The 26,047-nt window shown below is 47.5% G+C and carries 29 protein-coding genes and 1 tRNA gene; 15 read left to right on the forward strand and 15 right to left on the reverse strand.

Annotated features, from left to right (window positions below; all coding sequences use genetic code 11):
- Positions 1-61: 61 nt before the first annotated feature.
- A tRNA-Ser gene (locus OGY09_RS17590) sits at positions 62-149 on the reverse strand.
- A gap of 236 nt (positions 150-385) precedes the next feature.
- Between OGY09_RS17590 and ghrA the strand changes: the two genes are divergently transcribed.
- The 4 genes from ghrA to OGY09_RS17610 all read left to right on the forward strand — a co-directional run bounded on the left by ghrA (position 386) and on the right by OGY09_RS17610 (position 3,433).
- Complete coding sequence (gene ghrA, locus OGY09_RS17595) at positions 386-1,324, forward strand: glyoxylate/hydroxypyruvate reductase GhrA (RefSeq protein ID WP_032942943.1); 939 nt, start codon at positions 386-388, stop codon at positions 1,322-1,324.
- A gap of 209 nt (positions 1,325-1,533) precedes the next feature.
- The gene (locus tag OGY09_RS17600; protein WP_008784332.1) at positions 1,534-2,271 is read left to right on the forward strand and encodes a phosphatase; all 738 of its coding nucleotides are present in this window, start codon (positions 1,534-1,536) and stop codon (positions 2,269-2,271) included.
- A gap of 23 nt (positions 2,272-2,294) precedes the next feature.
- Complete coding sequence (locus OGY09_RS17605; protein WP_003832084.1) at positions 2,295-2,849, forward strand: TorD/DmsD family molecular chaperone; 555 nt, start codon at positions 2,295-2,297, stop codon at positions 2,847-2,849.
- A gap of 101 nt (positions 2,850-2,950) precedes the next feature.
- Complete coding sequence (locus tag OGY09_RS17610) at positions 2,951-3,433, forward strand: DUF1097 domain-containing protein (protein WP_032934412.1); 483 nt, start codon at positions 2,951-2,953, stop codon at positions 3,431-3,433.
- A gap of 46 nt (positions 3,434-3,479) precedes the next feature.
- Here the strand turns inward: OGY09_RS17610 and csgG are convergent, their stop codons facing one another.
- Genes csgG through csgD form a run of 4 tightly spaced genes read right to left on the reverse strand, consistent with a single transcriptional unit; the run spans position 3,480 to position 5,831 of the window.
- Complete coding sequence (gene csgG, locus OGY09_RS17615; RefSeq protein ID WP_008784335.1) at positions 3,480-4,313, reverse strand: curli production assembly/transport protein CsgG; 834 nt, start codon at positions 4,311-4,313, stop codon at positions 3,480-3,482.
- 25 nt (positions 4,314-4,338) lie between these two features.
- On the reverse strand, positions 4,339-4,752 hold the full coding sequence (csgF, locus tag OGY09_RS17620; protein WP_003832089.1) for a curli production assembly/transport protein CsgF: 414 nt from the start codon (positions 4,750-4,752) through the stop codon (positions 4,339-4,341).
- A 25-nt stretch (positions 4,753-4,777) separates the two neighbouring features.
- Entirely contained in the window at positions 4,778-5,176 is a 399-nt protein-coding gene (gene csgE, locus OGY09_RS17625; protein WP_008784336.1) for a curli production assembly/transport protein CsgE, read from the reverse strand.
- 4 nt (positions 5,177-5,180) lie between these two features.
- The gene (gene csgD / locus OGY09_RS17630) at positions 5,181-5,831 is read right to left on the reverse strand and encodes a biofilm master transcriptional regulator CsgD (protein WP_003832092.1); all 651 of its coding nucleotides are present in this window, start codon (positions 5,829-5,831) and stop codon (positions 5,181-5,183) included.
- Between the two features lie 760 nt (positions 5,832-6,591).
- On the opposite strand from csgD, the gene csgB reads away from it, so the two are divergent.
- The 6 genes from csgB to OGY09_RS17660 all read left to right on the forward strand — a co-directional run bounded on the left by csgB (position 6,592) and on the right by OGY09_RS17660 (position 10,467).
- Positions 6,592-7,047 carry a curli minor subunit CsgB gene (gene csgB / locus OGY09_RS17635; RefSeq protein ID WP_032941802.1) on the forward strand — a complete coding sequence of 152 codons (456 nt, stop codon included), beginning with the start codon at positions 6,592-6,594 and terminating at the stop codon, positions 7,045-7,047.
- A 40-nt stretch (positions 7,048-7,087) separates the two neighbouring features.
- Positions 7,088-7,537 (forward strand): curli major subunit CsgA, encoded by a 450-nt coding sequence (csgA, locus tag OGY09_RS17640; protein WP_008784338.1) that lies wholly within the window; start codon positions 7,088-7,090, stop codon positions 7,535-7,537.
- A 60-nt stretch (positions 7,538-7,597) separates the two neighbouring features.
- Positions 7,598-7,930: a curli assembly chaperone CsgC gene (gene csgC, locus OGY09_RS17645; RefSeq protein WP_020996502.1), complete on the forward strand. Its 333-nt coding sequence runs from the start codon at positions 7,598-7,600 to the stop codon at positions 7,928-7,930.
- A gap of 150 nt (positions 7,931-8,080) precedes the next feature.
- A complete protein-coding gene (locus tag OGY09_RS17650; protein WP_032942944.1) occupies positions 8,081-8,401 on the forward strand; it encodes a YmdA family protein in 321 nt (106 codons plus the stop codon).
- Positions 8,402-8,501: 100 nt separating this feature from the next.
- Positions 8,502-9,044, forward strand: a complete 543-nt coding sequence (gene ymdB, locus OGY09_RS17655) for an O-acetyl-ADP-ribose deacetylase (protein WP_032942945.1) — start codon at positions 8,502-8,504, stop codon at positions 9,042-9,044.
- Positions 8,977-10,467, forward strand: a complete 1,491-nt coding sequence (locus OGY09_RS17660; RefSeq protein WP_370458776.1) for a phospholipase D family protein — start codon at positions 8,977-8,979, stop codon at positions 10,465-10,467. The genes ymdB and OGY09_RS17660 overlap by 68 nt, the downstream gene beginning before the upstream one ends.
- A gap of 19 nt (positions 10,468-10,486) precedes the next feature.
- Here the strand turns inward: OGY09_RS17660 and mdoC are convergent, their stop codons facing one another.
- Complete coding sequence (gene mdoC / locus OGY09_RS17665; RefSeq protein ID WP_032942947.1) at positions 10,487-11,647, reverse strand: glucans biosynthesis protein MdoC; 1,161 nt, start codon at positions 11,645-11,647, stop codon at positions 10,487-10,489.
- 271 nt (positions 11,648-11,918) lie between these two features.
- Here mdoC and mdoG point away from each other — a divergent pair, with 271 nt between their 5' ends.
- The 3 genes from mdoG to OGY09_RS17680 all read left to right on the forward strand — a co-directional run bounded on the left by mdoG (position 11,919) and on the right by OGY09_RS17680 (position 16,279).
- Positions 11,919-13,454, forward strand: coding sequence for a glucans biosynthesis protein MdoG (gene mdoG, locus OGY09_RS17670; protein ID WP_103014639.1), 1,536 nt, complete (start codon positions 11,919-11,921; stop codon positions 13,452-13,454).
- On the forward strand, positions 13,447-15,975 hold the full coding sequence (gene mdoH, locus OGY09_RS17675) for a glucans biosynthesis glucosyltransferase MdoH (protein ID WP_032941800.1): 2,529 nt from the start codon (positions 13,447-13,449) through the stop codon (positions 15,973-15,975). The genes mdoG and mdoH overlap by 8 nt, the downstream gene beginning before the upstream one ends.
- A gap of 76 nt (positions 15,976-16,051) precedes the next feature.
- A complete protein-coding gene (locus tag OGY09_RS17680; protein WP_003832117.1) occupies positions 16,052-16,279 on the forward strand; it encodes a YceK/YidQ family lipoprotein in 228 nt (75 codons plus the stop codon).
- Here the strand turns inward: OGY09_RS17680 and OGY09_RS17685 are convergent, their stop codons facing one another.
- Positions 16,280-16,657, reverse strand: coding sequence for a MysB family protein (locus tag OGY09_RS17685; RefSeq protein ID WP_008784346.1), 378 nt, complete (start codon positions 16,655-16,657; stop codon positions 16,280-16,282).
- A gap of 692 nt (positions 16,658-17,349) precedes the next feature.
- On the opposite strand from OGY09_RS17685, the gene OGY09_RS17690 reads away from it, so the two are divergent.
- Positions 17,350-18,681 (forward strand): sensor domain-containing diguanylate cyclase, encoded by a 1,332-nt coding sequence (locus OGY09_RS17690; RefSeq protein ID WP_032944370.1) that lies wholly within the window; start codon positions 17,350-17,352, stop codon positions 18,679-18,681.
- Positions 18,682-18,745: 64 nt separating this feature from the next.
- Here OGY09_RS17690 and mdtG read toward each other — a convergent pair whose 3' ends face one another.
- Both mdtG and OGY09_RS17700 read right to left on the reverse strand, forming a co-directional pair.
- Positions 18,746-19,966, reverse strand: coding sequence for a multidrug efflux MFS transporter MdtG (mdtG, locus tag OGY09_RS17695; RefSeq protein WP_032942948.1), 1,221 nt, complete (start codon positions 19,964-19,966; stop codon positions 18,746-18,748).
- Between the two features lie 155 nt (positions 19,967-20,121).
- The gene (locus tag OGY09_RS17700; RefSeq protein WP_003036136.1) at positions 20,122-21,042 is read right to left on the reverse strand and encodes a Kdo(2)-lipid IV(A) acyltransferase; all 921 of its coding nucleotides are present in this window, start codon (positions 21,040-21,042) and stop codon (positions 20,122-20,124) included.
- A gap of 220 nt (positions 21,043-21,262) precedes the next feature.
- On the opposite strand from OGY09_RS17700, the gene trhO reads away from it, so the two are divergent.
- Positions 21,263-22,315 carry an oxygen-dependent tRNA uridine(34) hydroxylase TrhO gene (gene trhO / locus OGY09_RS17705; protein ID WP_032942949.1) on the forward strand — a complete coding sequence of 351 codons (1,053 nt, stop codon included), beginning with the start codon at positions 21,263-21,265 and terminating at the stop codon, positions 22,313-22,315.
- 45 nt (positions 22,316-22,360) lie between these two features.
- On the opposite strand, the gene OGY09_RS17710 is transcribed toward trhO, so the two are convergent.
- The 6 genes from OGY09_RS17710 to dinI form a co-directional block, all read right to left on the reverse strand.
- The gene (locus OGY09_RS17710) at positions 22,361-22,936 is read right to left on the reverse strand and encodes a YceI family protein (protein WP_003832130.1); all 576 of its coding nucleotides are present in this window, start codon (positions 22,934-22,936) and stop codon (positions 22,361-22,363) included.
- A gap of 1 nt (position 22,937) precedes the next feature.
- The gene (locus OGY09_RS17715; protein WP_032942950.1) at positions 22,938-23,504 is read right to left on the reverse strand and encodes a cytochrome b; all 567 of its coding nucleotides are present in this window, start codon (positions 23,502-23,504) and stop codon (positions 22,938-22,940) included.
- A 262-nt stretch (positions 23,505-23,766) separates the two neighbouring features.
- Complete coding sequence (locus OGY09_RS17720; RefSeq protein WP_003036148.1) at positions 23,767-23,880, reverse strand: YceO family protein; 114 nt, start codon at positions 23,878-23,880, stop codon at positions 23,767-23,769.
- A gap of 55 nt (positions 23,881-23,935) precedes the next feature.
- Positions 23,936-25,051 (reverse strand): N-methyl-L-tryptophan oxidase, encoded by a 1,116-nt coding sequence (solA, locus tag OGY09_RS17725; RefSeq protein WP_032942951.1) that lies wholly within the window; start codon positions 25,049-25,051, stop codon positions 23,936-23,938.
- Positions 25,052-25,165: 114 nt separating this feature from the next.
- Positions 25,166-25,420: a biofilm formation regulator BssS gene (gene bssS / locus OGY09_RS17730; RefSeq protein ID WP_003036154.1), complete on the reverse strand. Its 255-nt coding sequence runs from the start codon at positions 25,418-25,420 to the stop codon at positions 25,166-25,168.
- Positions 25,421-25,760: 340 nt separating this feature from the next.
- Positions 25,761-26,006, reverse strand: coding sequence for a DNA damage-inducible protein I (gene dinI, locus OGY09_RS17735; protein ID WP_003036157.1), 246 nt, complete (start codon positions 26,004-26,006; stop codon positions 25,761-25,763).
- Positions 26,007-26,047: the final 41 nt, after the last annotated feature.

The raw sequence follows: 26,047 nt of genomic DNA on the forward strand, positions 1-26,047 counted from the left end.
CCGTAGATGTGCAACATGCGAAAAAAAAGCCCGTACTTGCGTACGAGCTCTTCTTAAAATATGGCGGTGAGGGGGGGATTCGAACCCCCGATACGTTGCCGTATACACACTTTCCAGGCGTGCTCCTTCAGCCACTCGGACACCTCACCATATTGTTGTTCCTGTGCTACCGGAACGGGCGCTAATGTAGGGGAAACACCGCCCCGCCGTCAATCAACTTTTTGAAAAAAATGTGCATTTACACAAACTTCAAGCAACATGGAGCATAAATAAGCGGGAATTGTTTTTTTTGCCAGCACCCTAAAATTTGCTACTCTGATGTTCCCTCGAAAAATGATGATAATAAGTGCGAGAAAGTTCCGCACAACAATGTTCAGGAGACAATATGGATATAATTTTCTATCACCCAACATTCGATACGACTTGGTGGATTAATGCGTTGGCAAAGGCAATACCTGGTGCGAACGTACGTGAGTGGAAAGCGGGTGATAATGCACATGCTGACTATGCGCTGGTCTGGCATCCGCCGGTTGAAATGCTCGCAGGACGAAAATTAAAAGCCGTATTTGCGCTGGGCGCGGGTGTCGATTCTATTCTCAGTAAACTCAATGCTCATCCGGAAATGTTGGATGCGTCGATCCCGCTTTTCCGTCTGGAAGATACGGGTATGGGCCTGCAAATGCAGGAATATGCGGTCAGTCAGGTGCTGCACTGGTTTCGTCGCTTTGATGATTATCAGGCATTGAAAAATCAGGCGAAATGGCAGCCGTTGTCAGAATATACTCGCGAGGAGTTTACCGTCGGGATCATGGGAGCTGGGGTATTGGGCGCAAAAGTAGCCGAAAGCCTGCAAGCATGGGGATTCCCACTGCGCTGCTGGAGTCGTACGCGTAAATCCTGGTCTGGCGTGGAAAGCTTCGCCGGTACTGAGGAACTGGGCGCATTTTTGAGTCAAACTCGCGTGCTGATCAACCTTCTGCCTAATACGGCAGAAACCGTAGGCATTATTAACGCTGATTTACTTAGCCAATTGCAGGATGGCGCCTACGTGCTGAACCTTGCACGCGGTGTTCATCTCAATGAAGACGATCTTCTGGCATCGCTGGAAAGCGGCAAGGTGAAGGGGGCCATGCTGGATGTTTATAGCCGTGAACCGCTGCCAGAAAACAGCCCATTATGGAAACATCCGCGTGTGGCGATGACGCCACATATTGCCGCAGTTACCCGTCCGGCAGAAGCGGTGGACTATATCTCCCGCACGATTATGAACCTGGAGAGCGGGCAAGTCGTAACAGGTCAGGTCAATCGCGTTCGGGGATATTGATGGTAACCCGGCAAGTACCGGGTTTCAGCTAAAATACCCGTCATACTTCAAGCTGCATGTGCGTTGGCTACGGTTGTTCACCTGAATCACCTACGTAAGTAAGTGATTCAGGTATCACTCCCTTGCCACCTGCCTGCGACTCGAATTTTAGGGTATTAATGGCGGCGATACCTGCTATCCTTGACGGAAAATGACTACAGGAGAGAGTTATGTATCCCGTTGACCTGCATATGCATACCGTCGCCAGCACCCACGCCTACAGCACCTTAAGTGATTACATCGCGGAAGCTCGTCGCAAAGGCATCAAGCTATTTGCCATTACCGATCATGGACCGGACATGGCGGATGCGCCTCACCACTGGCACTTTATCAATATGCGTATTTGGCCACGTGTCGTGGATGGCGTGGGGATCCTGCGCGGAATAGAAGCCAATATTAAGAATATTGAAGGTGAAATTGACTGTTCAGGTCCGATGTTTACCTCCCTGGACCTCATTATTGCGGGCTTCCATGAGCCGGTTTTTGCACCTCACGATAAAGACACCAATACTCAGGCAATGATAGCTACGATGGCCAGCGGTAATGTGCACATCATAAGTCATCCGGGAAATCCCAAATATCCTGTTGATATTAAAGCAATTGCGCAGGCGGCGGCAAAGTACCAGGTTGCACTGGAAATCAATAACTCTTCGTTTTTGCATTCGCGTAAGGGCAGTGAGGATAATTGCCGTGCGGTTGCTGCGGCTGTGCGTGATGCTGGTGGATGGGTGGCGTTAGGGTCGGATTCACATACCGCTTTCACGCTGGGAGAATTTGGCGAATGCCGTAAAATCCTGGATGATGTTAATTTCCCTGAAGACAGAATTTTAAACGTCACACCTAAACGTCTATTGGCGTTTCTGGAATCGCGAGGCATGGAGCCGATCGCGGAATTTGCTGAACTGTAATTGTTACTAACTGGAATATATCAATGAACGAGTTTTCTATCCTGTGTCGTGTACTGGGCTCGCTGTTTTACCGCCAACCGCAGGACCCTTTACTGGTTCCCCTGTTTACCCTGATTAGTGAAGGTAAACTGTCCGCCAACTGGCCGCTGGAACAGGACGAACTGCTCACCCGTTTACAGAAGAGCTGCGATATGCCCCAGTTGGCTGCAGATTACAACGCGCTGTTTGTCGGTGACGAGTGTGCAGTGCCGCCTTATCGTAGTGCCTGGGTAGAAGGGGCGAAAGAATCTGATGTTCGTGCATTTCTTTCAGCCCGGGGCATGCCGCTTGCTGATACACCGGCAGATCACATTGGTACGCTGTTGCTGGCGGCTTCATGGCTTGAAGACCAGTCTGCGGAAGATGAAAGTGAGGCGCTTGAAACCTTGTTTGTAGACTACTTGCTGCCCTGGTGCGGTACGTTCCTTGGTAAAGTTGAAGCGCACGCGAACACGCCTTTCTGGCGTACGATAGCACCGCTGACGCGTGATGCCATTGGTGCGATGTGGGACGAATTGCAGGAAGATACAGACGAATAAATGTGACCTACGTCACTTAAAAGTGCAACTCAATTTATAAGCTTGCATAAATTGTGTGCGCGATCTCATTACCATGCCGTTTTTCTGCTAAGATGCGCGGCATGAACATACTTCTCTCAATTGCAATTACAACGGGCATTCTCTCCGGGATCTGGGGATGGGTGGCCGTTTCTCTTGGTTTACTCAGTTGGGCTGGCTTTCTGGGTTGCACGGCTTATTTCGCCTGCCCGCAAGGTGGGTTAAAAGGACTGTGGATCTCGGCGTGTACGCTGCTAAGCGGTGTGGTGTGGGCGTTGGTGATTATTAACGGTAGTGCGCTTGCTCCGCATATGGACATTATTGGTTATGTCATGACAGGAATTGTCGCGTTTCTGATGTGTATCCAGGCAAAGCAATGGCTGCTTTCATTTGTACCGGGCACGTTCATTGGCGCATGTGCAACATTTGCAGGGCAGGGCGACTGGCGACTGGTTGTACCGTCACTGGCACTGGGCCTCGTATTCGGCTATGCAATGAAAAACAGTGGTCTGTGGCTGGCATCTCGCCGTGAAAATAGAATATCGTCGACGCTGACCAGTAAATAAAAAAGCGTGAGGGTTTTCCTCACGCTTTTTATGCTGTATAGACCCATCAGGATTCTGGCGGTACCGACATATGACGGTATTTAACCAGGATGTCATTATCAACTTGTTTCTTATCCTGCAAATCCCACAATCCGCGATCGATGCCGTCATTAATCAGGAAGATAACGCCCGTTTCAATCGCTGACATCAGACAAAGCATAACCGGTTCGTTAGAGGTGTAGCCAATTTCACCTTCCAACAGACGCTGGTAGTCAATAAAGCGGAACACCCCAGCCTGTACTTCATAAGACAGAATGGTTTTACTGGTATTCACTGACGACAGGATCTCACCGGTGCTGACGTTAACTACGCGCAGGTTTACCGCTATCTGGTCGAGCTGGTATTGCGTATCGGCGCCAATACCAAAATAACGTGCACCGACACCACCCGATTTAACGTTGCTTTCATAACCGATAATTGATCCTTCCACCATGACGTTTGCCGCGGTCAGGGACTGTAGCGGGATCCGGTTATTAATCGCAACCGTACCGTTTTCCTGAGCTGCACGAATGATTTTGCGTTCGTTAAGCAAGTTCTGTAACCCCTGACGTTCCAGTGGGATGAACCAACGAGAATCTTTCAATGCGGTGACAAGCATAGCCGTGGCGCTTTGCGGGACGGCGGTTGAGAAGTTACTTGCCGGGTAAGGTTTAAATTGGCCAGTCTCATCCTGAATGTTGTATACCGACACAAAGATCTTACCTGTAGGCATAGGCAGATGCGTCAAGTCTTTATAGCTTTGGGCTCGGGGCATTAATGTCGGCTTAGCGGCTTCTTGAGGCGGAGCTGTTAAACATCCGCTGAGTAAAATTACTGCCACCATGATAAGTAAACGCTGCATGATTATTTCCTTTCGTGGCTATAACTTAGAAGTCGGTCGACTGTGTTTGTAAACCCGACACTTCAATTGTCGAAGTTTTCCCCGATTTCCTGTCGGTGACATTCAATTGCAGTTGTCCGTCCCGGTTGGCGATATCAATGATAAAATCATTGGTCACCATTCTTCCTGGTTTACCGGTATTAATGTTGGTGAGTAGGCCACCGAGAATTTGTGACTGAATCGCCTGAGTAAAGTTATCCAGAGCTGACGGGGTTTCAATACCGTAATCGTCATAGCTTGGATCTTTATATGAGTTCTGGGCCTGGGCGCTGTTCAACAGAAAAGCACCATTATTCGGGTTGCCACCAAAGTTTGGGTTGCGAAACTGGAACGTCATGTTTCCGGCCCAACTTAATGGTGAAATTAGCATGAGCAAAACCACTGCATGTTTAACACGCATGAAAGCCTCCGGACAAAATCATGTTTTAGAATTCATCACGCGCTAAATCGCTAGTGCTTAATAGTGTTTGATCTATTTGCCGGCGATTTAATGCTTCCTCAGTTTGTGCCAATGCGAAGACTACAATTTTGTCGAAGTCTTTTTTCGTCGGAAATAAAAAAGTCTGGAAGATAACGTCCTGATTGACCGTTATGGTGATCCAACTTCCCCAACGCGCACTGGGTCTTTCATTAATGGTTAAGTTTCCTGTGTACTCGCTTTCCCACTTATCACTAAAGGCCCGATAAAAATCATGCCCGATTGAAGAGACAGTGTGGTCAGTTAACAGCCCGGGAACCTCCACCTCTACGGTTGTCGCTGCGTGCAGACTCCCGGCAGCAAAGAATAAATTTGCTGCCACAATCCAGGTCAAATACCGTTTCATGGCTTTATCGCCTGAGGTTATCATTGGCCCATGAGACCGCCTGCGTACGGTTTTTGACAGCTATCTTTTTGAAAAGATTATAAAGATGTGTTTTTACCGTATTTTCACTGATAAACAGTGAGCGAGCGATTTCAATATTTGAGGCGCCGATACGCAATTTATTAAGGATCTCTTTTTCACGGTGCGTCAGCAGTGCCGACTCCGTGCTGTTATAACGATAATTTCCAGAGTGCGTGATCAGATAACTGGCAAGTTTTTGCGTGAAGTAACATTCACCGCGCAAGATACCCTGCAAGCCGCTTACGACACGCTGCTCGTCTTCAGTTGCGTAAAAAACACCATTGATATGCGGCCAGTTTTCGATATCCCGATAAGGGTAATCATCAGGAGTATTCAACAATAACGTCTTTATATTGTTGTTTTTTCTACTCAAATTATCTTGCCAGTAATGGATCAGTTTTTTATCTGCCTCCATCATATCCAGTAAAACAATGCAGCTGGAGGATATATCATCCAGAGAACGTTGAATATTATGTAGTTTTCCGGTGAGTGCCAGTGATTGTTTTAAATGCTGTAATAATGCAGTTGCCTGCAAAGAAGGTTTTGTGATCAACAATAATGTATGACCATGAATACTATGGACTTCATTAAACATGATGAAACTCCACTTTTTAGTCGCACACCTGACAGCTGTCTCTACTAAAATAGAGGCACCAGAAGTACTGACAGATGTTGCACTGCTGTGTAGATATAAAATATCGACCCAAAGGGGTGAAAATATTAAAACAAATGGACTTCAACTGATTTCAATCTAGCTATTACAAATCTTAAAGCAAGTGTTAAACATGTAACAACTTGTAAAATTATATATTAAAATGTGATTTTATGGTTTTATTAGAGTTTAGATTTGATAGGAAAGTTGTACATTTTACCTTTGCTGCATAGATTTAAAAAATCATACAAATTATACTAACGCATTGATTTTAAATTAGTTAATTAATGGTTGTTGAGTTTTAGATTTCTAATGAATTCTAAAATCCTTGTCTCAATTTACGTTGGTCAATTTTAGATGGAAAAAAATGACCTTTGTCACGACTTGTACCGATGTCTATCTCGACGTTGTACTGAGAGGCCCTGATATCGTGCAAAATGCACTTTCTCAGTGACTGCATAGAAATTCATTACTGATAGCAAAATAAAAATAAAAGCCAGACCAGAAGCGGTGTTATTCACTGTTAATTAGTACTTTGGTGTGAATCCGGATATAAAAATACCACTCGCGGGTGAGTTATTTAAAATGTTTCCACGGACATACTCTTCATCGTAACGTGGCGTTAACAAATGTAAGTCATGTTAACAACAATTTGAGTGGTAATTAATTTAACTTCATGTACGACCAGGTCCAGGGTGACAACATGAAAAACAAGTTGTTATTTATGATGTTTACAATACTGGGAGTGCCTGGGATTGCATCCGCAACCAGTTATGATTTAGCTAATTCAGAATATAACTTTGCGGTAAATGAATTAAGTAAGTCTTCATTTAATCAGGCAGCCATTATTGGTCAGGTTGGTACTGCTAATAGTGCAAATACTCGCCAGGAGGGCACCAAGTTATTGTCGGTCATTTCGCAAGAAGGTTCAGGTAACCGGGCGAAAACAGACCAGACGGGATCAAATAACTTTGCATATATTGATCAAACGGGTAGCTCTAATGATGCGAGTATTAAACAAAGCTCTTACGGTAATACGGCGATGATTATCCAGAAAGGCTCTGGTAATAAAGCCAATATTACCCAGTACGGTACACAAAAAACAGCAGTTGTGGTGCAGAGACAGTCGCAAATGGCAATTCGCGTTACTCAACGCTAATCCATAAACGACGTTTAAATCAATCCGATGGGGGTTTACCATGAAACTTTTAAAAGTGGCAGCATTCGCAGCAATCGTAGTTTCTGGCAGTGCTCTGGCAGGTGTTGTTCCGCAATGGGGCGGTAATCATCATGGTGGCGGTAGCAACTATGGCCCAGACTCTTCAATGAGTATTTACCAATTTGGCTCTAGTAACGTTGCGAATGCGCTGCAAAGTGATGCACGTAAATCAGACGTGACTATCACACAACACGGACATGGTAACGGTGCGACCGTCGGCCAAGGTGCTGATGACAGTACCATTAGCCTGAAACAGACCGGCTTCCAGAACAGTGCTGATATCAATCAGTGGAATGCAAAAAATGCTGATATCAGCGTAACTCAGTTCGGTGGTCGTAACGGTGCTGTGGTTAATCAGACAGCGTCTGACTCCAATGTGCTGATTCAGCAGGTTGGTTATGGCAACAATGCTACAGCTAACCAGCACTAATTCAGTTTTCTGACTGATAATAAACAGGGCGAAAGCCCTGTTTTTTTTCGGGAGAATATTATGCACACGCTATTACTCATTGCCGCGTTGGCAAATCAAATAACATTCAATACAACTCAGCAAGGTGACATGTACACCATTATTCCTCAGGTGACATTAGCTCAACCGTGCGTATGTGAAGTGCAAGTCCTTGCCGTACGTAAAGGAAAGGGCGGACAAAGTCAGTCACAGCAGAAAACAAGCCTTTCGGTCCCTGCTAATCGGCCAATTGAATTAACAAAAATGAGCTTTAATATTTCACCGGAGGATTCGGTCAAAATTATCGTTACCGTTTCTGACGGGCAGTCTCTGCATCTGTCGCAACAATGGCCTGACTCAAACAGTCACCCATAATTTTTTGCCGGATTTTCATTAAGGGTGTGGCTGGGAGTGCAGTGCTGTTCTATGAATATAGAAACGAACAAACGTTTTATTTGATCGTAACTCGCAGCGGTGAAGGATCATTGCGATCCCTCAAGGATGATTAATCATTGAGGAACCCTTATGTGTACATTATTAAAGCGTATTTTAAATACCGGTTTGTGGGCTTTTTCTCTTTTAACCCTCCCCGCAATGGCGACGCAAATCTCACCCGGCGGGGTTATTCATTTTCGTGGTGCAATAGTTGAAGCACCTTGCGACGTTAACACTCGACAACAACAGATTGAATTGTCATGTATGCGTGATGGCACGATGAGTAATAGTCTCTACGACCTGCAACAGGTCACGACAGCGCCTCAGAGTGTGCAACAAATTGCCACGGTGAAAATGCATTACCTCAATGAACAGAAAAGCATGGCTATTCTGAATATTGAATATAAATGAATCATTCTGGCGTAGGTATGCACGCTTATGGCTAAAAAGTGAGATTTCAAGGAAAACCCTGCTGTACACTTAACGGAGAGTGTTTTGTCAGGGGGAACTTATGCAATCGCGTGTTCATGTGTTACAGGGCGACATTACGACGATCGCGGTAGATGTGATCGTCAATGCGGCCAACTCCTCGTTACTGGGAGGAGGTGGAGTCGATGGCGCGATTCATCGTGCTGCCGGGCCTGCGTTGTTGGAGGCCTGCAAACAGGTTATACAACAACAGGGAGAATGCCCGACCGGGCATGCCGTTATCACGTTGGCTGGAGCGCTTCCGGCAAAAGCAGTTATTCACACCGTAGGACCTGTCTGGCAAGGCGGTGATCACCACGAGGCTGAACGACTTGAAGAGGCCTATCTAAATACATTGCAACTGGCCTTAGCCAATGGTTATCAATCCATTGCTTTTCCAGCTATAAGCACCGGAGTTTATGGTTATCCACGTGCTGCAGCGGCAGAGATCGCGGTGAAAACGGTGTTGAAATTTATCACCCGACGTACGCTACCCGATCAAATATACTTCGTGTGCTTTGATGAAGAAAACGCTCGACTATACAAGAGATTACTTACCCAACAAGGCGATGAACGCACGGACTGATATGACGCGACTTGAGCGTGCCATCACGCCGCTATGCGTAAACCACCCGGGAGAATGCGGCATTCTGACGTTGGATGACAGCCTGGATGCGTTTGCTGCTCGCTATCGGTTGACAGAAATGGCGGAACGTACCCTGGATGTTCAGTATTACATCTGGGAAAGCGACATGTCCGGGCTATTGTTATTTTCCGTTTTGCTGGCCGCAGCGAAGCGGGGCGTCCGGGTGCGTTTGTTGCTGGATGATAACAACACGCCAGGTCTGGATGACACGCTGCGTTTGCTGGACAATCACCCTAATATTGAAGTCCGCCTGTTTAATCCCTTTTCCTTTCGCATCCTGCGTGCCCTGGGCTATTTAACCGATTTTGCCCGGTTGAATCGACGTATGCACAACAAAAGTTATACCGCTGACGGCGTCGTAACTCTTGTGGGGGGGCGAAATATAGGCGATGCCTATTTTGGCGCAGGCGAACAACCACTGTTTTCCGATCTGGACGTTATGGCTATTGGACCGGTTGTCCAGGATGTTGCAGACGACTTTGAGCGTTACTGGCACAGCCGCTCGGTTTCAACATTGCAAAACGTACTTGAGGTGGCTGAACCAGCTTCTACGCAAAAAATCGAACTTCCGGAATCCTGGTATAACGATGACATAACGCGTCGCTATCTACATAAGCTGGAAACCAGCCAGTTTATGACCCATCTCGATCAGAGGTCGCTGCCGCTAATTTGGGCGAAAACGCGCTTGCTGAGTGATGATCCTGCTAAAGGAGAGGGGAAAGCGCCGCGCCACTCACTATTACCACAGCGTTTGTTTGACGTGATGGGATCTCCCACCGAGCGTATTGATATTATTTCCGCCTACTTTGTACCAACTCGCGCCGGTGTGGCGCAGCTCCTGAGACTGGTGAGAAAAGGCGTTAAGATCGCAATTTTAACTAATTCTCTGGCAGCGAATGATGTCGCGGTTGTTCACGCAGGCTACGCGCGCTGGCGAAAAAAACTCTTGCGCTACGGTGTGGAGTTATACGAGCTCAAACCAACCCGCGATCGCGTTTCAGCAGTTCATGACCGGGGATTAACCGGTAATTCAGGCTCCAGCTTGCATGCGAAAACCTTCAGTATTGACGGTCGTAAAGTGTTTATAGGATCGCTTAATTTTGATCCCCGTTCAACGTTGCTCAATACGGAAATGGGGTTTGTGATTGAGAGTGAAGTACTGGCTGAGTTGATTCATAAACGTTTTATGCAAAGCCAGCGTGATATGGCCTGGCAACTACGTCTTGACCGTTGGGGCAGAATCAACTGGGTTGATCGGCTTTCTGGCAGCGAACAGGTACTGAAAAAAGAACCCGCTACAGGATTCTGGAAGCGGGTTCTGGTGAGGCTTGCATCCGTGTTGCCCATTGAATGGCTGCTCTGAACCATTCAATGCAAGAAAACTAACCGGCTACCGCCTTGTTTTTATCCTGCTTAATGGGCGGTTTACCCGAAAAGAGAAACTTCAGCACCGGGATCCGTAAATGGATTTCGTACAGTATGACCGCAATTCCAACCACAAAAAGCAGACCGCAGAGAAAACCCAGCAGATTCGACTTGATATGCGGTGTGATATACGCGCCAAAAAACAGCGTTAACGGGTGGTGCACCAAATAGATGAACAGCGACGCGTTGACAAAATAGGTCACGCGAGCCGACTGGAAATTCAGTAAACGGTGGCCAAGCGAAAAGACGACATTCACCATCCATAGCCCCATGACCATGGTAATGACATATTCGGTTTCATACATCCAGGCATCGCCGTTGCCGTAACGTTGATTGAGCAGGTATGCGACAAATGCGAATGCGGCGCCTAGCGTGCAGCCGCGCGATGGCGTGGTAAACAGTGCTTTCAGATTCGGATTGATAAACGCCAGCGCACCGAGCATAAAGAAAGGCACATAGAACAGCGTTTGCATAACGATAAAATTAAACATGCCATCGCTGAGAATCGAAGGGTAGAGGATGAAAATCGTTCTTCTGACGGCGGCATAGCCGACACCCAATAATATAAAAATCAGCGTTAATTTGGTCATTGACACCCCCGATGCAGGGGTACCGTCTCCACGCGATAGTCTGTTTTTCATCTGGGTAAACACCCACATGCTCAGGGTCGTTAACACCACCAGAACCAGTAAAAACCACAGATGAGAAATCAGCTCCCAGGCCAGCGCATTGTATTTGTCATAGCCGCTGAGGGTATGCCAGCTGTCTGCTTTCCCTTTCACGTATTGCAGCATGATAAATTGCGGCAGCGTAAGCAGCGGAATCGCGGTCAGCATAGGGATCCCCACGCGTTCTACACGCACCTTCCACCAGCGTTTTAACGGATAGCGCAAAAAAAGCATGTAGGAAAAATAACCTGAAATGACAAAGAAGACCTGCATGCGAAATGCATGGATAAAGTCGTTAAAAAGGGTTAACCACCATGACGGTTCTGCGCTGTTCACGTGCCAGGTGTGGGTGGAGTAGATCAATGAAATATGGAATGGGATCCCTAACAACATTAGCCAGGCACGGATGGAGTCAAGAAAATATTCACGTGGTGGTGATACAGAGCTCATAGACAGTTACGTATTCTCAGACTTTTCGTCTTATCCCTAAGACGAATAATGGTTACATTCGAGGGCAACCCTACACGAAGTCCAACAACCTGTCTCCAGGATAAGCACGCAAAGTGAAAACAGGCAGATGAACCTGCTTAAACCATGAGCCAGCGCGCGAACAATACAGGGATTCAGTTGTCGGAGTACCCGATTATCCATTAAAATGGATCGGATCAATATAAGCACACAAAGGGGGAAGTGCTTACTAATTATGAAACATAAACTACAAATGATGAAAATGCGTTGGTTGGGTGCAGCAGTCATGTTAACGCTGTACACATCATCGAGCTGGGCGTTCAGTATTGATGATGTTGCAAAACAAGCTCAATCCTTAGCCGGGAAAGGCTATGAGGCGCCAAAAAGTAACTTGCCCTCCGTTTTCCGCGACATGAAATATGCGGATTATCAACAGATCCAGTTCAATCGCGATAAAGCGTACTGGAGCAATCTCAAGACCCCATTTAAGCTCGAGTTCTACCACCAGGGTATGTACTTCGACACGCCGGTCAAAATCAACGAAGTTACCGCCACGGCGGTGAAAAGAATCAAATACAGCCCGGATTATTTTAATTTTGGCGATGTTCAGCATGATAAAGACACGGTAAAAGATCTCGGCTTCGCCGGGTTCAAAGTGCTGTATCCGATCAACAGCAAAGATAAAAACGATGAAATCGTCAGCATGCTCGGTGCCAGCTATTTTCGCGTTCTGGGTGCAGGTCAGGTCTACGGCCTGTCAGCGCGTGGCCTCGCGATTGATACCGCTCTGCCTTCTGGTGAAGAATTTCCCCGCTTCCGTGAGTTTTGGATCGAACGTCCGAAACCGACTGATAAACGTTTAACCATTTATGCTTTGTTGGATTCTCCGCGTGCAACCGGAGCGTATCGTTTTGTCATTATTCCAGGTCGTGACACGGTCGTGGATGTTCAGTCCAAAGTATACCTGCGCGACAAAGTGGGCAAACTGGGTGTGGCACCGTTAACCAGTATGTTCCTGTTTGGACCGAACCAGCCGTCTCCGGCGACAAACTATCGTCCGGAACTGCATGATTCTAACGGTTTGTCTATCCACGCGGGCAATGGGGAGTGGATTTGGCGTCCGCTGAATAACCCGAAACATCTCGCGGTGAGCAGCTTCGCAATGGAAAACCCGCAAGGATTCGGACTGTTGCAGCGTGGCCGTCAGTTCTCGCGTTTTGAAGATATCGACGATCGTTACGATCTGCGCCCAAGCGCCTGGATCACGCCAAAAGGTGACTGGGGTAAAGGTAAGATTGAGTTAGTTGAAATCCCAACTAACGATGAAACGAACGATAACATCGTTGCGTACTGGACGCCGGATCAACTGCCTGAAGCGGGCAAAGAGATGAACTTCAAGTACACTTTGACGTTCACGCGTGATGAGGACAAGCTTCATGCGCCGGAAAGCGCCTGGGTACAGCAGACTCGTCGTTCTACCGGTGATGTAAAACAGTCCAACCTGATTCGTCAGCCTGACGGTACCATCGCGTTTGTGGTGGACTTTACCGGCACAGATATGAAAAAGCTGCCGCAGGATACCCCGGTTACCGCACAAACCAGTATTGGCGACAACGGTGAAATCGTTGAAAGCACTGTGCGCTATAACCCGGTATCTAAAGGTTGGCGTTTGATGCTGCGCGTGAAAGTGAAAGACGTGAAGAAAACCACTGAAATGCGTGCTGCCTTGGTCAATGCCGATCAGACGCTGAGTGAAACCTGGAGCTACCAGTTACCTGCCAATGAATAAGACAACTGAGTATATTGACGCAATGCCGCTTTCGGATATCGAGAAAGCGGCACTGCCGAAAACTGACATCCGCGCCGTTCATCAGGCGTTGGATGCCGAGCATCGTACTTACTCGCGCGAAGATGATTCACCGCAGGGTTCTGTGAAAGCTCGCCTTGAGCAAGCATGGCCGGATTCTTTGGCTAAAGAGCAGTTGGTTAAGGACGATGAGGGCCGCGATCAGCTGCAGGCGATGCCAAAAGCAACGCGTACCTCTATGTTCCCCGATCCCTGGCGTACCAACCCGGTTGGTCGTTTTTGGGATCGCTTGCGTGGGCGCGATGTGACGCCGCGTTATCTTTCGCGTTTGACGAAAGAAGAACAGGAGAGCGAGCAAAAATGGCGTACCGTAGGCACCATCCGCCGCTATACGCTGTTGATTCTAACGCTGGCGCAAACGGTCGTAGCAACCTGGTATATGAAGACGATCCTCCCGTATCAGGGGTGGGCATTTATTAATCCGGTAGACATGATGGGGCAGGATTTATGGGTCTCCTTTATGCAATTGCTGCCCTACATGCTCCAGACCGGCATTCTTATTTTGTTTGCTGTGCTTTTCTGTTGGGTGTCTGCGGGATTCTGGACTGCGCTGATGGGCTTCCTGCAACTGTTGATTGGACGAGATAAGTACAGTATCTCGGCCTCAACGGTTGGGGATGAACCGCTGAATCCCGAACACCGTACCGCGCTGATTATGCCTATCTGTAACGAGGACGTTGACCGCGTATTTGCGGGACTTCGCGCCACGTGGGAATCGGTCAAAGCAACGGGCAACGCCGAACATTTCGATGTTTATATCCTGAGCGACAGCTACAACCCTGATATCTGCGTGGCAGAACAAAAAGCGTGGATGGAGCTGATTGCTGAGGTGCAGGGCGAAGGGCAGATTTTCTACCGCCGTCGCCGTCGTCGCGTGAAGCGTAAAAGCGGCAACATTGATGACTTTTGTCGTCGCTGGGGAAATCAATACAGCTACATGGTGGTGCTGGACGCTGACTCAGTGATGAGTGGTGACTGTCTGAGCGGCCTGGTGCGTCTGATGGAAGCGAATCCGAATGCCGGGATTATCCAGTCTTCACCGAAGGCTTCCGGTATGGATACGCTGTATGCGCGCTGCCAGCAGTTTGCGACCCGTGTTTACGGACCGCTGTTTACCGCCGGGCTTCACTTCTGGCAGTTAGGGGAATCACACTATTGGGGCCACAACGCAATTATCCGCGTGAAGCCATTTATCGAGCACTGTGCGCTCGCGCCGTTACCGGGCGAAGGCTCGTTTGCGGGATCGATCCTCTCCCATGACTTCGTGGAAGCGGCATTGATGCGTCGTGCTGGCTGGGGTGTGTGGATTGCTTACGATCTGCCGGGATCTTATGAAGAGCTGCCGCCGAACCTGCTGGATGAACTCAAGCGCGACCGCCGCTGGTGCCACGGTAACCTGATGAACTTCCGTTTGTTCCTGGTGAAAGGGATGCACCCGGTTCACCGTGCAGTATTCCTGACCGGTGTAATGTCCTATCTGTCTGCGCCGCTTTGGTTTATGTTCCTCGCGCTCTCTACCGCATTGCAGGTGGTGCATGCGTTGACGGAGCCGCAGTACTTCCTGCAACCGCGTCAGCTGTTCCCGGTTTGGCCGCAGTGGCGACCTGAACTGGCGATCGCGCTGTTTGCTTCAACGATGGTGCTGCTGTTCCTGCCGAAGCTGCTGAGTATTTTGCTCATCTGGTGTAAAGGGACGAAAGAGTACGGCGGGTTTATCCGCGTTACGCTGTCGCTGCTGTTGGAAGTTCTGTTCTCCGTGTTGCTGGCGCCGGTGCGTATGTTGTTCCACACCGTCTTCGTCGTGAGTGCCTTCCTTGGTTGGGAAGTTGTGTGGAATTCGCCGCAGCGTGATGACGATTCGACCCCGTGGGGTGAAGCGTTTATGCGTCACGGTTCTCAGTTACTGCTGGGGCTGGTGTGGGCTGTGGGTATGGCCTGGCTGGATCTGCGTTTCCTGTTCTGGCTGGCACCGATTGTCTTCTCGCTGATCCTGTCACCGTTTGTTTCCGTGATTTCCAGCCGTTCCACGGTGGGGTTACGTACCAAGCGCTGGAAGCTGTTCCTGATCCCGGAAGAGTATTCTCCGCCGCAGGTGCTGGTGGATACCGATACCTATCTGGTGATGAACCGTAAACGTACGCTGGACGATGGCTTTATGCATGCGGTGTTTAATCCGTCGTTTAACGCACTGGCCACGGCCATGGCGACTGCACGCCACCGCGCCAGCAACGTGCTGGAGATTGCACGCGATCGTCATGTGGAACAGGCACTGAACGAAACGCCGGAGAAACTGAATCGCGATCGCCGCCTGGTGTTGTTGAGCGATCCGGTGACCATGGCGCGTTTACATTACCGTGTCTGGAATTCACCTGATAAGTATTCTTCGTGGGTGAACTACTATCAGGGACTGACACTGAACCCGCTGGCGCTCAGGAAAAAATAAGCGTTCTGTAACGTGAAAATACCGGCCTGGTGCCGGTATTTTTTTATATTGAATAGAATGAGTCGTGAGGTAGCAGGTGCGAATATTGGCTGTAGGAATAATGATCTTCTTCCTGAGCGGATGCGGCAGCATTATTAGTCGTACCATCCCAGGGCAAGGACACGGAAACCAATACTATCCTGGCGTGCAATGGGATGTTAGGGACTCCGCATGGCGCTACGTCACTATCCTCGATCTGCCATTTTCGCTAGTGTTTGATACGTTGCTGCTGCCGCTCGACATACATCATGGACCTTACGAGTAATTATCGCTCATCCCATTCATCGGCTGCGGTCTGCCCCTCTTCAGTATCAAGGGGAGGTTCCAGCTGGAATTCACCTTCATCCCATTCGTGAAGCGTATTTTCTTCCTGCCACTCCTGGCGGATTTCAATTTCATCATAGTCGCCATCAAAAACGCTCTGGGCCGCTTCTCCGCTCAGGATTGGAAGACATTCACCATCTACATCATCCTCGTCAGCAAAGAATTCCGCCTGCCACATAATGTCGCCATCCTGTAGCACGTATTTTTGGACGCTTAGCTGTTGAACGCTGGCGTCGTCTGACTCAAGGTCAGGGTTATCAGCCAGAAACACTTCACGAGCTGCATCAATAGCCTCTTCCAACGTGGCATAAAAATTCATGTCATTCTTTGCCATATTTCTTCTCCTAAGGCGAACAATAAAGGGGGATGATTCAATCTATAGACGGCGATCCGCAGAGCGTCAAACCCGTTAGCTGCATGGCTCACTCAATCAGATGATTACTGCCTGCAATGCCTACGAGACTGGGGGAAAGTAACTTCGGTTGTTTATGAAAAAATTTACATTGGCAGATACTGAAGCCGACGTAATATCAGGAAAAAAATTCAAGAAAAAATAGTAATGTATGTGATTTGCAATGTAGTAATGAAAATCAAAAAATTAAAAAATGACGTTATATAAGGAAATCTTCAGGGTTGGACGTTATTTTTTATGTGTTTTAGAGAGGGAATCCGATCGCTTATGACGTAATATTTCATAACTTAATAAAAACAAAGAAGAAAATTAATGCCCAATACGGAAGTGTCGCAGGTGCAATCAATGAAAGTGGCTAAACTTAGTGGTGTCTCTGGTAGTGACAAAGTATCTTTTGTGTATGGGGACTGTGAATGGTGTGAGTGATACTAAAATAGTATACATAATAAAATGTTATTAATGACAAAGGTTATAAATCTATAAGAAACCATTAAATAAGAAATGAATTAGTGTCATTGAATCTGTGCAGATATAATAGTTTGCAAAATCTTATGCTTTATTATATAAAATGCAAAATTAAGAGAGCCCTTAAGGTTGTTATGGATAACGGCAATTCAAATAATAGAAGGTTAATGGCTTTCTATATAATCTGTTTGGCTAGCTATGTTCTTGGTGGAGTGTGTCTTACACAATTTAAATTAACGATACAAAGTGTGCCGCAAACAGTATATCTGATTATAATTGTAGGTTTATTCTTTTTATATGGGATAATCTTCCTGTTTATGTTATTCCAGTATCTTTGTAGAAAAGATCTCACCTGCCTTATGATATTAGGTATGGCGTTTCTTGGGAATAACATATTTTTCATCGAGACTATCTACATCGTTCAGGACTTGATTAATGATTATGCCTCAATCGAAAAAAGAACTAACGATATAGCCATATTCTATTACTTTCGGCAGATTAGTTTCATTGCTCTGCTATTTGTTTCATTAAAATCTTATAAAGTATCCTCGACAGTTATTGAAACCAAAGAAAGAGAACCTTGCTATATCGTTCTGTCTTTTTTAATCATGCTTGTTATCGCGGTGGTGGCGCACGCTCTGGCCAGTTACAACCCTAATTTTACACTCGAGATCACAAGCCTGAAGCCTGATAATGTCACCGTGCACTGGCATATTGGGTACATTTATTCGCTTATTGTATCCTGGGGACTGGTCCTGTTGTATTTAATCATTAAAACCAGAACGCATAACATCTTGTGGAAAAGTATAGGGCTACTGTGTTGCTCGGCAATATTGACCAATGTACTACTTCTGAGCCTGGATGAATATAGCATGTATATTTGGTATGTTAGCCGTGGGATTGAGGTGATAAGTGCCCTGTGTATAATCTCAATACTGATGTACAACACCTTCATCATCTTAAAAAAAGAAACGGATTCAGCTATTAAAGACGCAATGACTAAAATATATAATCGTAAACTATTCTATAAGTCATTAAAATCATCATTAGCAAAAGGCGCAGTATGTGTGATGGTTCTGGATATTGATAAATTCAAACGGATTAACGATACCTACGGCCATCAGGAAGGTGACAGAGTGATAATCAGCATTGTCGACATTGTCAATAAATCAATCAGAGATACGGATATTTTTGCCAGAGTAGGCGGCGAAGAATTTGCGATCCTTCTTAAGTGTAACGATAAAGATGAGGCAATTGTTGTTGCAGAGCGAATTAGGCGAAATGTAGAGAATGGTACGACAATACCAAATTCGTATGAGTTAAAAGAAAAAATGACGATAAGTATCGGTGTATATTGCAGTAAGATTGATGATGAATCAGCGGATAAAGTTGTTTCATACGCCGATGCCGCATTGTATGAAGCCAAAAATTCTGGCAGAAATAAGGTGTGTTACTATTATCATTAAGGTTGAAATATACGCCGTGTAAGATAAGTTTATTATTCCGAACCGGCGAATACAAATACACAAATCATCCCACGACCTCTGTACTCCGACGACGGCGCAGGCTATTCCACGAGTACAGGGCGTTAAACAGTACGACGCCCGCGGTCACACAGAAAACGGCACGAAAACCGTAGTTGGCGGATATCGCTGCCCCCATTAGAGGTCCTGTTACGTTACCGATATCGCGAAATGACTGGTTATAACTGAAAATACGTCCAGCTATTTGATTGGTCGAGTTGTAAACCAGCAGCGTTTGTACCGCCGGGAGCAGAGCGCCGTCGGCCGCACCCAATAAAAAGCGCAGAACACCAAGCTGCCAGGGCGTATGGACAAATGACATCGGAATAAGCAGTAACACAGAAACGATCAGCGCGACGATCAGGATCTTCTCCGGGCCAATTCGATCGCCTAATTTGCCAAGTTTCGGGGCGCTGATTAATGCCGCAACGCCGGGGACAGAGGCTATCATCCCACTGATAAATGCAATATTGCTGACGTTGCCAGCCAACTCTCGAACGTACAGGGTCAGTATTGGCGCGATAGAACCGGTGGCTACCTGAATGATCAAAGTGGTGATAAACAGGCTCAGCACCAGTTTGGGGTTCTTTAAAGAGGCCACGACTTCACGAATGTGCAGCATCTCCTTCTTGCTCACCGGCTGGAAACGCTCGCGGATAAAAAATAGCGTCAGGATGAAGCAGACCAGCAGCACGCTGGCGGTGATGAAAAATACAGGGCGTAATCCGTACTGATCCGCGAGGAGGCCGCCAGCTAGCGGCCCGAGCAGTGCGCCACTAACGCCACCGGTTGAAAGCGTTCCCAGTGCCCAGCCGCTTTTATTGCGTGGAACCTGGGTGGCGATCAGTGCATTCGCATTGGGGATGAATCCACCAAGCAGCCCTAACAAGGCGCGCAGGATTAAGAACTGCCAGATATTTTGCGCCAGTCCCATCAGCAGCATCACAATTGCCATGCCCAACGCGGAACGCAGCAGCATGATTTTTCGTCCTTTGCGATCGGCAAGACCACCCCAGAAAGGAGAGGCAATGGCTGAAAAGAGAAAGGTGATGCTGAAGACCAGGCCTGACCACATATTCAGGGCGCTATGACCCGTGACGCCGAGACTCTCGACGTAAAGAGGCAAAAAGGGCATGACCAGGCTAAATGCTGCTCCGGTTAAAAAACAACCTAACCAGGCAACGGTGAGGTTGCGTTTCCAGTTTATGGGGGCATCTGAGGGTGACATAGCGATCCGCAGTGTGATGCGCTGTTTGCGCTATCGATTGAATATAAGTAAGCAGGCTAATTATGCGCCTGGTTGATAGTTGCTGCAATGCGGATAGCAGTTAAACCTAAAACGGGTAGGGAGCGGGTTGCAGCCCACTGGGCTGCAACTCTGCGTCAGTACAGAGAAGGGGAGCCTTCAGGACGTGTCTTGAAGCGACGATGCAACCACATATACTGCTCTGGCGCCATCATGATGCATTGCTCAACAATTTTGTTCATCCACGCAGCTGTAGTCTCTGCGTCGTCCAACGGTGGTGAACATTCTGGAGGCAACATAATCAATTGATACCCTTTACCGTCAGGTTTGCGGCGGGGAACAAACGGTACCAGGCAGGCATTGGACATGCGCGAAAGCATCCAGGTCCCTGAGGTTGTTGCGGCTTGTTCAACGGCAAAAAGTGGTACAAACACGCTGGCGCGAGGGCCGTAATCATGATCCGGCGCGTACCAGACCACTTCGCCCTTTTTCAAGGCTTTAATCATCCCTTTCAGGTCTTTACGATCGAGCATTGATTTATTCGAGCGCATGCGGCCCCAGGTTTGTAGCCAGTCCAGCAGTGGATTGTCATTAGGGCGATACACACCAATACCCGGCTCCTGCAAGCCAAACTGGCGCGCACCCAGTTCCAGAGTCAGAAAGTGCAGACCCACTAACAGAATCCCGCGTTTTTGCGCCTGAACATCACGGATATGTTCCATTCCGATCACTTCCGTCCAGCGCGAAATACGCTTATCGGACCAAAACCAGGCCATCCCGGTTTCCATTACGCCCATGCCTACTGATTCAAAGTTCTTGACGACCATCTGCTGGCGTTCCTGCTCACTCATCTGCGGGAAGCACAGTTCCAGATTTCGGGAAACAATTTTTGCCCGACGTTTCATCAAACGTAGCGCCAGTCGACCTAATGCACAGCCCAACTTAAAGAGGATGGGGTAGGGTAACTGCACGATTAACCAAAGGATGCCAATACCCAGCCAGGTTAACCAATAGCGTGGATGCAGTAACGCAGCCGAAAACTTGGGTAAATTCGTCATGTCTATCCTGTCTTCAAACGACCAATTCCCTGTATTGTCGCATTTTTTCGCGCGTATCAAAAATTTGTGACGGGAGAATGGTGATTAATTCTGCAATTGTTGTTGCGGTTTTATCGTGAAGTATGAAATGTAGCGTAAAATGTGTGGATGTAAATTGGCGATGTTTGCTTTATTATGCCGCCGATTTTCATTTATTCCTTATTTGCAGGATACGTACACCATGCCAGTGTTACACAACCGCATTTCGAACGACGCCCTCAAAGCCAAAATGCTGGCCGAGACCGAGCCGCGCACGACGATCTCATTCTATAAATATTACACCATTGCCAATCCTCAGCACACGCGTGATGCGCTGTACCAGATGTTCACCGCATTGAACGTCTTCGGGCGAGTATATCTTGCCCATGAAGGAATTAACGCGCAAATCAGCGTACCGCAAAGCAACGTCGAGGCATTTCGCCAGCAACTCTATGCGTTTGATGCTGCATTGAAGGATTTACGTCTGAATATAGCGCTGGATGATGACGGTAAATCGTTCTGGGTACTGCGTATGAAAGTCCGTGACCGTATCGTGGCGGATGGTATTGACGATCCAGACTTTGACGCCAGCAACGTGGGGGATTATCTCAAGGCTGCAGAAGTGAACGCCATGCTGGACGATCCTGAAGCGGTATTCATTGATATGCGCAACCACTATGAATATGAGGTGGGTCATTTCGAGAATGCGCTGGAGATACCGGCAGACACGTTCCGCGACCAGTTGCCGAAAGCTGTTGAAATGATGCAGGCGCATAAAGATAAAAAAATCGTGATGTATTGCACGGGTGGGATCCGCTGTGAGAAAGCCAGCGCCTGGATGAAACACAATGGATTTAGCAAAGTCTGGCACATTGAGGGCGGTATTATTGAGTATGCCCGCAAGGCGCGTGAACAGGGACTCCCGGTACGTTTTGTCGGTAAAAACTTTGTCTTTGATGAGCGTATGGGCGAAAGGATCTCTGAAGATGTTATCGCGCATTGCCATCAGTGCGGCACGGTGTGCGATAGCCATACTAATTGCAAAAATGATGGCTGCCATCTGTTGTTTATTCAGTGCCCGGCTTGTGCGCAGAAATATAAAGGCTGCTGTAGCGAGCTGTGTAGCGAAGAGAGTGAGTTGCCGGAAGAGGAACAACGGCGTCGTCGTGCGGGACGTGAAAATGGCAATAAAATCTTCAATAAATCACGCGGTCACCTGAATACCAAACTGGGTATTCCAGACCCTGCGAAATAACATGATGCCGGATGAGGGGCAGAACCTCATCCGGTAATTCATGCGTTACTTCTGCTGAACACCTTCCACTGAGATGATCAAATCGACTTCCTGCGATGCAGGTCCGAGATCGGTGGTGATGTTGAAATCCTTCAGCTTAATCTTACCTTGCGCTTCAAAACCAGCGCGCGTACCGCCCCAGGGATCACCACCCTGACCGATGAGCTTCGCGTCCAGCGTAACCGGTTTAGTAACGCCGTTCAGGGTCAAATTACCGGTGATATCCAGGTCATTCCCCTCTTTTTTCACGCTGGTGGAGCTGAAGGTAGCCTGCGGGAATTTTGCCACGTTAAGGAAATCTGCACTGCGCAGATGCTTGTCGCGTTCGGCGTGATTAGTGTCAACGCTGTTGGTGTTGATGGTTACGTTAACCTTATCGGCTGCGGGATTTTTCTCATCAAAGGTAAACGTACCGTCGAAATCTTTGAAAGTGCCGTACAGCCAGCTGTAACCCAGATGCTGAATACGGAAATTAACAAAGGCATGCTGTCCTTCCTTGTCAATTTTGTAATCTGCCGCCACGGCCGACCCGGTGGTGAATAAAAGAGAAGCGAGTGTAAGTCCCAGCAGGTTTTTTTTCATTTTAAGCTCCATAGTCAGATGACGATTTTCCCAACATGCGATTGAGGGTATCGTCGTTATCAATAAAGTGATGTTTCAGGGCCATCAGTCCGTGTAGTAGGGATAAAATCACCACGGTCCACGCAAGCCACAGGTGCAGGCTACCGGCGAGGTCGGCCTGGGAACCCGCATTGGCCAGGGTGGCGGGAATGTCGAACCAGCCAAAGACGCTTATCGCTTTGCCATCTGCGGTGGAAATCAGATATCCGCTGATGACGATTGAAAAGAGCAGCAAATAAAGTGCGAGGTGACCCATTGCCGCGGCGATACGGGTTAAACGGGAGTAGCTTGCCAACGCAGCAGGCGGAGGGGAGAACAACCGCCAGATAACGCGGATAACCAGTCCCATCATGAGTAGGATGCCGATGCTTTTATGCAGTTCGGGGGCCTGGTGATACCAGCCATCATAGTAGCTAAGCGTGACCATCCATAACCCCAACGCAAACATGCCATATACAGCAATCGCAACCAGCCAATGTAATGTGGCTGACACTACGCCATAGCGCTGTGGAGTATTATTGAATTGCATAAGCACACCGATTGATATTTCAGAAGTGAATGAAAATGGCGTGTAAAAGACATTAATGCAACTAATAAATAACAATAGTGATGATATTTATTTTTTGTTCAATAAAGTTGACTGATTGTTGAGGTAATCATCAAGGGATTAGTGCGAAAATATGTGGCGGGGCTGAGTCTATGGGATGTTATGGTTTTTGTTATTGTTCAGTTTATTGCAATTAAAATTAAGCTAATCTCAATTTTTGTCAGTTAATGTCAGCGCACAGGAATTAGAAAAACATAATATATATTACATCCATAATGGCCAGCAGCGACCATAAAATAATGTAGAGCATAAGGTGCTCGCGAATATTATTAACCAGATAGTGAAAGATACGGCGCATTGACGTTATTCCTGTCATTAAAAATGGCCTCACCAACGAGGCCATTCATTTATTATCACTTAAAACGGCTTAGCCTGAAGGGGGTCAGGTCAAATTCAGACTGTTTGTCCTGAGCGAAGTCTGCCGCAATCTCTCCCAGTACAGAAGCAAACTTAAAGCCATGTCCGCTCAGCCCGGTAATGATCAGCGTATTGTCATGTTCCGGCAGAGTATCAATGATAAAGTCCTCATCCGGTGAATTATCGTAAGTGCAGGATGCGCCGTGCAGGCAACAGCCAACGCCAGGCAGAATTGTGCGCAGGAATGGGAAGGCTTCAGAACCGTCGCTGGCTACAGCGGCAAATGGCTTACGCTCTTCTGCAGAGTGAATTACCTGTCCGCCATTGTGCTTACCAATTTTCAGCTCGTCGTTTTCAGCCGGGAAACCGTAGTATTGATCGCCATTTGGCAGTTCGCCGGTGAAGGCCGGGAAGTTATTCTTAACGCTGTAGCGCCCATCGGCCTGATACCAGGCGAACACTTTGCGCACAGGTTGTATCGGTAGTTCAGGGACTAAAGCCTGCACCCAGGTGCCGGCGCTGATCACTGCTTTCTTCGCGTGGTAGTCACCGTCAGCCGTTTCTACCGTGATGCCATCATCACCGTGATGAATTGCGCTGACCGGGCATTTAAACAGTTGCGCACAGCCTGCTTCTTCCGCCAGACGGATCCAGGTTTTAATTGCTAACTCACTGCGTAAAAAACCGGACTCCGCTTCAAACAGACCGACATAGTTGTCAGGTACGCGAATTTCCGGCCAGCGAGCCATGATGGCCGCTGCATCTAATTGTTCAACGTTAAGTTGCCACTGTTTTGCGCTTTGCGCTGCAGTTGCTAAGAAGGTTGACTCTGCCGGACCGAGGTTGATAACTCCGGAGCGAACAAAAATCGGTTCTTCATTATGGGTGGACAGTTCATCCCACAATGTTTGTGCACGTAGCACCAGCGGAACGTATTTTTCTCCTTCGCCATAAGCATGACGAATTAATCGAGTATCGCCGTGGTGGCTGCCCTGTTGATGTGGTGGCATATGCGCATCGATCATCAGAACCTTCAGACCGGCACGAGTGGCATAGTATCCAGCTGCGGCGCCTACCGAACCGCTGCCAATAATGATTAAGTCGTATTTCATCCGCTTCTCTCTGCAATCGCGATAGTAGAAGGGTAAATAACTGACCTGGAATATTCAACCTGGAAATAAGAAAGGCACCGCTAAGGTGCCTTTTGATGGTTGGATGTATCAGGTTTAATGTCGCTGATACTCATTTACCTGGTAATCGCCAGATTCAATTTTGGCGATTCCTGCTTCTAATATCGAAATAAATTGCCTGGCAACATCAGTGGTTAACCAGAGCGTTTGACCAACTTCAGTCCCATCCGGGTCAGGGCGGTTCGGGGTTTGGTAGTGCAAACGCAGCATCAGCGCATCGTAGCTATCAACAGTGCTGATGTCCCACCCTACAAGCGGATGAGTCTGAATGACTTCATTATTCTTTTCCATCATGCCCCCTAATTCGTGTTACTAGACAACGGTTTTCGAGGTTCAATGCGTTTTTTTCTGAAGCAACTTCAGTATATCAATAAATAAGGGTATTCATTGAAAATTTAAAGAGGGAAGGGCATAAATTTTTTGTTTTCAGCGTTATCTGACTAAGAAACCGACATGTTATTCATTTTTTTTTAGTATGTTGCACAATTATTTTGTTGCTTTGGTTAAAAGATAATCGGTGGGTTAATATTAAATTAAATGCTCGTCAGAAGAAATGCGCAATTGATTACAAGATAGCGTGTATAAAAAAGCCGGGGCGACCCGGCAAACAAACATCACTGCATATCGTTATTTATTCGTTGATGAACCAGTCATCCGCGCTTTCCCAGGTTTCCTGTAGGATCTCGCTGATGCGTTCTTTGTCCTCTTTGGTCGCGCCAATAACCGACAGATTGTTTGCGCCGGCATAACGGACGGTAACGTTACCTTCGTTATCCGGAAAATGGTGCTGAATACGGCGGGAGAGTTCACCTGCCAGTGCGTCAATTGCACCGGCAGGTAAAGGTGAAGTTTTGGCAATAGTGACTTCAATACGCATAGTAGCCCCCTGTTGAATATACTGTTTATTTATACAGTTAA

Origin of the sequence: Citrobacter sp. Cpo071 (genome assembly GCF_030332765.1) — a bacterium.
GTDB classification, from domain to species: Bacteria; Pseudomonadota; Gammaproteobacteria; order Enterobacterales; family Enterobacteriaceae; genus Citrobacter; species Citrobacter portucalensis.